This window comes from Aeromicrobium phragmitis, assembly GCF_003674095.1.
GTDB classification, from domain to species: Bacteria; Actinomycetota; Actinomycetes; order Propionibacteriales; family Nocardioidaceae; genus Aeromicrobium; species Aeromicrobium phragmitis.
In genome coordinates this window covers 1-325 of sequence record NZ_RDBF01000243.1, presented here as the reverse complement: position 1 = coordinate 325, position 325 = coordinate 1, and the positions used below count along the sequence as shown (strand labels likewise).

Annotated in this window: 1 protein-coding gene; it reads left to right on the top strand. The window is 70.2% G+C overall.

What is annotated here, in order from left to right:
- Positions 1 to 325 (top strand): transglutaminase domain-containing protein (locus D9V41_RS18125; protein ID WP_166376129.1); only part of this gene is annotated, 325 nt, incomplete at both ends.

Below are 325 nucleotides of genomic sequence, written 5' to 3'. Positions count from 1 at the left end.
GCGAACCGAGACCACCCGCGGCCAGACCTACGTCGCCGACTACGTGGAGCTCGACCCCGATGCGAATCAGATGCGCGAGCGCCAGGCGCTGCTGCCGCCGGCGATGATGGGGCGCTATCTCGCCCTGCCCGACGACACGCCACCGCAGATCGCCGCCGTGGCGCGCTCCCGGACGGCAGGGCTGACCAACGACTACGACCGCGTCGTCGCGCTCCAGGACTGGATGCGCGAGGACTTCAGGTACTCCGAGACCTCCCCGGTGGCGGAGGGCTACGACGGCAACGGCGTCGAGGTCATCGAGCGCTTTCTGGTGGAGGAGCAGGCC